Source organism: Pseudarthrobacter sp. NamE5, assembly GCF_005796225.1.
In the GTDB taxonomy this organism is placed as follows: Bacteria; Actinomycetota; Actinomycetes; order Actinomycetales; family Micrococcaceae; genus Arthrobacter.
The window spans coordinates 1-766 of record NZ_VAHO01000037.1 but is presented as its reverse complement, the minus strand read 5'-3'; the positions used below and the strand labels follow the sequence as shown (position 1 = coordinate 766).

The window sequence follows — 766 nt, the reverse complement described above, 5'->3', positions numbered from 1 at the left end:
CGATGCCGGATGCAGGTCTGCTTGAGCACGAACTTGCCTACACGGACAACAGCGTGCGATTCAACGCCGACCGGGTCCAGGTAGTGAAGGATGCCGAGCAATGGCGCGTTCACGGGGCAGGCGAGCTGTTGACCTCCGTAGTCCCGGTCCTGGATGCCGCCATGATCGCCCGGGGAGCCGCCATGATCCATGCGGCGACCATGGCGTACCGGGGTCATGCGATTGCGCTTCCCGCAGCAGGAGGAACCGGTAAGACGAGCACCGCCGCCAAGCTGATGCGGCGTGAGGGGTGGTCGTTTATGGGTGACGACTGGGCCTTCCTCGCCGAGGATGCGACGCTGCTTGGTTACGCCAAGCCGATGTTCATCAAGCCGCACCACCGGGCCATCTACCCCCACCTGTTCGAAGGTGTCCGGAAGCCCCTCGTCCCTCCGCAGTTCTCGCAAAGCGTCGGCCGTCTCACCACACTGGTGCACCCGTACGTCATCCGTTATCCGCGCCTCGCAGTCTTTTCCCGCCGGTGGTCCCCGGAGCACCGCATGGTGGACGCGGCTGCTGCTTTCCCCGGACGGGAGGTGACCACCTCGGCTCCACTCGCGGCTGCCGTCTACGTGGAGCGCTTTGAGGGCTCCCGGACCAGGATTGTCGAAAAGACCACCGATTGGATGGTCGACCGCATGATCGGCAACTTCCATATCGAGATGGCAGGCTTCTCGCAAAAGGTAGTCACCGGATTGGCCGCAACATCCGTGGTTCCCTGGCGGGA

General features: G+C 63.8%; 1 pseudogene. It reads left to right on the top strand.

Annotation, left to right across the window (positions count from 1 at the left end):
• Positions 1-128: 128 nt before the first annotated feature.
• Positions 129-766: pseudogene (locus FDW84_RS18975) on the top strand (hypothetical protein); the annotation flags it as partial.